Genomic DNA, 4,757 nt, shown 5'->3' on the forward strand with positions numbered 1-4,757 from the left:
AGCGCCGCCGCCCGTCCGAGGAGCGTCCTCATCGTCCCTCCCTTCACGAGTTGCCGGCCGCGGCCGCCTTGACGCCGCGGATCTCCCCCTCGACCCGCCCGCTGAGCTTGACCCAGCGGCGCTCGAGGTTCGCGGTGAGCGCCGTCCCCCGGAAGGAGGAGGTCGGCGTCGTCAGCAGGACGGCCGCCGGCGCGAGCAGCAGCTTGCGCGCCTCGTCGTACGTCAGCTCCTCGGTCTCGAGCGCGGCCCCGTCGGCACGCGCGGCGCGCACCCTCCCGGTGAGCACCGCCGTGCGACCGCCGAAGTCGATGCGGCCGGCCTCGCTCGTGATGACCACGGGGTCGTCCCCCTGATCGCCGTACCAGGTGATCTTCACCGCCGTCAGCTGCGCCTGCTCCCCCCGCACCTCGGCCTGCTTCGCCTCCAGGATCCAGACCGTGCGGTCCATCCGCACCTCCACGTGCCGGAAGTCGCGCGTGACCATCTCCGCGTCCGCTGCCGGCGCCATCACCGCCGGCGGGGGGGCGGCGTCCTCGCCGCGATCGAGGCCCCGGAACCAGAGCACGCCGCCGGCAGACGCCGCCAGCAGCACCGCCAGCAGCAGCCGCCGCGTCACCGTCCGCAGCCGCCCGCCGCTCATCCGCGGTACCTCGCCAGCGCCGGCTCCCAGCGCCCCTGCGCCGCCAGGACGAACTCGACGAGTTCGCGCACCGCCCCGCGGCCGCCCGGGGCCGACGCGATCCAGTCCGCCGCCTCGATGACCTCGGGCACCGCGTCCCCGACCGCCGCCGCCAGGCCGGCCAGCCGCATCGCCGGCAGGTCGACGAGGTCGTCGCCAAGGTAGGCCACCGCGCCGCCGTCCACGCCCTCCTCCCGCAGGAAGGCCGCCAGCGCCTCGCCCTTGTCGCGCACCCCCTGGAACACCCGCTGCACCCCCAGCTCCGCGGCGCGCCGCTCCACGACGCGCGAGGTGCGGCCCGTGAGGAAGGCCGTGCGGATACCCTCGGCGGCCGCCATCACGATGCGGTGGCCGTCGCGCACGTCAAACGCCTTCCACTCCCCGCCGTCGCCGTCGAGGAGGATACGCCCGTCGGTGAGCACGCCGTCGACATCGAGGACCAGCCAGCGCACGGCGCGGGCCTTCTCCCGGGCGAGCTGCTCCCTCACCGCCGCCCCCTCACGCGATCCCGGCCCGCAGCAGGTCGTGCAGGTGCACGAGCCCCTGGACCCGCCCCCGCGCGTCGACCACCGGCAGCGCCGTGATCGCGCGCGCCTCCATCAGGCGCAGCGCCTGCGCGCCGAACTCCTCGGCGCCGACGCTGACCGGCGTCCGCGTCATCACCGCGCCCACGGCCGTGCCGCCGAAGTCCACCCCGCGCTCGATCATGCGGCGCAGGTCCCCGTCCGTGACCACGCCGAGCAGGCGCCGGCGGCCGTCGACGACCGCGGTGACGCCGAGCTTCCCCGTGCTCATGACGTAGATCGCCCGCAGCAGCGGCGTGTCCTCGCGCACGAGCGGCAGCTCGCCGCCGCGGTGCATCAGCTCGCCCACGCGCAGCCAGCGCGCGCCGAGCGACCCGCCCGGGTGCAGGCGCGCGAAGTCCTCCTCGCCGAAGCCGCGCTGCTCGAGCAGCGCCATCGCCAGCGCGTCCCCGAGCGCGAGGGCCGCGGTCGAGCTGGTCGTCGGCGCCAGGCCCAGCGGGCAGGCCTCGCGTGTGCGCCCGGTGAGCAGCACGACGGCGGCGGCGGCCCCCAGCCGCGAGCCGCGCACGCGCGTCAGCGCGATGAGCTCGGCGCCGAGCCGCCGCAGCGGCGACAGCAGCCGCAGGATCTCCTCGCTCTCGCCGCTGGAGGAGACGGCGAGCACCACGTCCCCCGGGGTCACCACGCCGAGGTCGCCGTGCGCCCCCTCGGCCGCGTGCAGGAACACCGCGGGCGTGCCGGTGCTCGAGAGGGTGGCGGCGATCTTCTTGGCGATGAGGCCGGACTTGCCGACGCCCGTGAGCACGACCTTGCCGCGGCAGCCGGCAATCAGGCGCACGGCGGCGAGGAACTCCCGGCCCAGCCGCGGCGCGAGCCGCCGGATCGCGTCGGCCTCCATCTCGAGCGTGCGCCGCGCGCGCGCGAGCACGCGGGCGTCCGCGACCGTCACGGCGCCCCTCCCCGCCCGACCCGGTCGAGGGCCGCCAGCTGCGGCCAGAGGCGCGCGAGCGCCCGCGGCGTGATGCTGTTGGCCCCGTCGCTGCGGGCCCGTCCGGGGGACGGGTGCACCTCGAAGAACACCGCGTCGCACCCGACCGCCGCCGCGGCCCGCGCCAGGTAGCCGACCATCGCCCGGTTGCCCCCCGAGCGTCCCCGCCCCGCGCCGGGAAGCTGCACGCTGTGCGTCGCGTCGAAGACGACCGGCACCCCAAAGGCGCGCATGCGCGGCAGCCCCTGGAAGTCGACGACGAGACGGTGGTAGCCGAAGGTGGTGCCGCGCTCCGTGATCATGACCCCGATGCCGCCCGCGGCGCGCGCCTTGGCGACGATGTGGACGACGTCCTCCGGCGCGAGGAACTGCCCCTTCTTCACGTTCACCGGCCGGCCGCTGGCGGCGGCGGCCGTCACGAGGTCCGTCTGCCGGCAGAGGAACGCCGGGATCTGCAGCACGTCGGCGACCGCGGCCGCGAGGCCGACCTCCTCGACCGAGTGCACGTCCGTCATCACCGGCAGCCCGGTGCGCTCCTTGATCCGCGCGAGCAGCTCGAGGCCGCGGCGCAACCCCGGCCCGCGGTAGGAGACGCCCGAGGTCCGGTTGGCCTTGTCGTAGGAGGCCTTGAAGATCAGCGGCGCGCCGAGCCGCCCGGCCAGCTCGCGCAGCTGCTCGGCCAGGGCGAGCGAGAAGGCCGCGCCCTCCAGGACGCACGGCCCGGCGATGAGCGCCAGGGGACGGCCCGGTCCGATCGAGACCCCGCCGGCGGTCACCGGCGCGGCCGCGGACGCGTGTCCGGCGGCCTCAGGACCGCTGCGTTTCGGCGGCATGGCCGGCTGCCGGGGACCCCTGCTCGCGGCGGTTCCGGGCGGCCTTCACGAACTCCCTGAAGAGCGGGTGGGCGGCCCAGGGGCGCGACTTGAACTCCGGGTGGAACTGGCACCCGAGGAACCACGGGTGCCCGGGGAGCTCGACGATCTCGACGAGCGCGCGTCCCGGGTAGATCCCGGAGAGCACCATGCCGGCGGCGAGGAACTGCTCGCGGTAGGCGTTGTTGAACTCGAAGCGGTGGCGGTGGCGCTCCTGGATCTCGTCCTGGCCGTACGCCTCGCGCGCCAGCGTGCCGGGCTGCAGCGCGCAGGGATAGGCGCCGAGCCGCATCGTCCCGCCCTTCGTCGTGACCCCGTGCTGCTCCGGCAGCAGGTCGATGACCGGGTGCGGCGTCTTCTCGTCGAACTCGGAGCTGTTGGCCCCGGCGAGCCCGAGCACGGTGCGCCCGAACTCGATGACGGCGCACTGCATGCCGAGGCAGATGCCGAAGAACGGGACCTTGCGCTCGCGGGCGTAGCGGATCGCCGCGATCTTCCCCTCGATCCCGCGGATGCCGAAGCCGCCCGGGACCATGAGGCCGTCGACGCCGTCGAGCAGCCGCTCGGCGCCCTCCTTCTCCACGGCCTCCGCGTCGATCCAGCGCAGGTTCACCCGCGTCTCGTTGGCGACGCCGCCGTGCACGAAGGCCTCCGTCAGGCTCTTGTAGGACTCGCGCAGCTGGATGTACTTGCCGACGAGCGCGATCTCGACCTCGGCCTTCGGCTGGTAGATGCGGCGCACGATCTCCTCCCACGTCGAGAGGTCCGGGCGCTTGGTCCAGATGTTGAGCAGGCGCGTGATCTTCTCGTCGATCCCCTCCTCGTGCAGCGCGAGGGGGACCTCGTAGATCGTCTCGACGTCGCGGCCGGTGACGACCGCGTCGGGGGTGACGTTGCAGAAGAGCGCGATCTTGGCCTTGAGCTCCGGCGCGAGCTGGCGGTCGGCGCGGCAGAAGAGGATGTTCGGCTGGATGCCGATCTCGCGCAGCATCTTCACGCTGTGCTGGGTCGGCTTGGTCTTGAGCTCCCCGGCCTTGCCCAGGTGCGGCACGAGGGTCAGGTGGATGGCGATCGCGTTCTCGGGGCCGACCTCCCACATGAACTGGCGCATCGCCTCGAGGAAGGGCAGGCTCTCGATGTCGCCGACGGTGCCGCCGATCTCGACGATCACCACGTCCACGTCCTGCACCTTGCGGAAGTCGGCCATGATCTCGTCGGTGATGTGCGGGATGATCTGGACCGTGCCGCCGAGGTAGTCCCCGCGGCGCTCCTTCGTGATCACCGAGTAGTAGATCTGGCCGGTCGTGAAGTTGTTGTCCCGCCCCATCCGCGCGTGGGTGAAGCGCTCGTAGTGGCCGAGGTCCAGGTCGGTCTCGGCGCCGTCATCCGTCACAAAAACCTCACCATGCTGGTACGGACTCATGGTGCCGGGGTCCACATTGATATAGGGATCGAGCTTCAGGAACGTGACCTTGAGCCCCCTCGCCTCAAGCAGAGCGCCGATGGACGCGGCCGCAAGCCCCTTCCCGAGCGACGATACCACGCCGCCGGTGACAAAAATATACTTTGTTGCAGATTTATTCTTTTCCATTCATGATCTCAACTTTCACCTAAACGATTCAGTATTTTACTCAAATCATCCGGGATGTCAACACCAAAGGATTCATGCCCGGTCACGGCCACCCTGATGCGGT

5 protein-coding genes are annotated in these 4,757 nt (G+C 72.6%); all 5 read right to left on the minus strand.

The window, feature by feature from the left end; genetic code table 11:
- Window positions 1-43: 43 nt before the first annotated feature.
- Genes lptC through VI078_07955 form a run of 5 tightly spaced genes read right to left on the minus strand, consistent with a single transcriptional unit; the run spans window position 44 to window position 4,654 of the window.
- Window positions 44-640, minus strand: a complete 597-nt coding sequence (gene lptC, locus VI078_07935; protein ID HEY5999217.1) for an LPS export ABC transporter periplasmic protein LptC — start codon at window positions 638-640, stop codon at window positions 44-46.
- Window positions 637-1,167, minus strand: a complete 531-nt coding sequence (locus VI078_07940; protein HEY5999218.1) for an HAD hydrolase family protein — start codon at window positions 1,165-1,167, stop codon at window positions 637-639. Before VI078_07940 ends, lptC begins: the two co-directional genes overlap by 4 nt.
- Window positions 1,168-1,177: 10 nt before the next feature.
- Window positions 1,178-2,101, minus strand: coding sequence for a KpsF/GutQ family sugar-phosphate isomerase (locus tag VI078_07945; protein HEY5999219.1), 924 nt, complete (start codon window positions 2,099-2,101; stop codon window positions 1,178-1,180).
- A gap of 47 nt (window positions 2,102-2,148) precedes the next feature.
- Entirely contained in the window at window positions 2,149-3,024 is an 876-nt protein-coding gene (gene kdsA, locus VI078_07950; GenBank protein HEY5999220.1) for a 3-deoxy-8-phosphooctulonate synthase, read from the minus strand.
- Window positions 2,999-4,654 carry a CTP synthase gene (locus VI078_07955; GenBank protein ID HEY5999221.1) on the minus strand — a complete coding sequence of 552 codons (1,656 nt, stop codon included), beginning with the start codon at window positions 4,652-4,654 and terminating at the stop codon, window positions 2,999-3,001. The genes kdsA and VI078_07955 overlap by 26 nt, the downstream gene beginning before the upstream one ends.
- Window positions 4,655-4,757 lie beyond the last annotated feature (103 nt).

It is taken from the genome of bacterium (genome assembly GCA_036524115.1).
GTDB lineage: Bacteria > JAUVQV01 > JAUVQV01 > JAUVQV01 > DATDCY01 > DATDCY01.

Coding starts and splice junctions, on each gene's coding strand:
- lptC (HEY5999217.1), bottom strand. CDS start 640: ATGAGCGGCGGGCGGCTGCGGACGGTGACGCGGCGGCTGCTGCTGGCG.
- kdsA (HEY5999220.1), bottom strand. CDS start 3,024: ATGCCGCCGAAACGCAGCGGTCCTGAGGCCGCCGGACACGCGTCCGCG.
- VI078_07945 (HEY5999219.1), bottom strand. CDS start 2,101: ATGGAGGCCGACGCGATCCGGCGGCTCGCGCCGCGGCTGGGCCGGGAG.
- VI078_07955 (HEY5999221.1), bottom strand. CDS start 4,654: ATGGAAAAGAATAAATCTGCAACAAAGTATATTTTTGTCACCGGCGGC.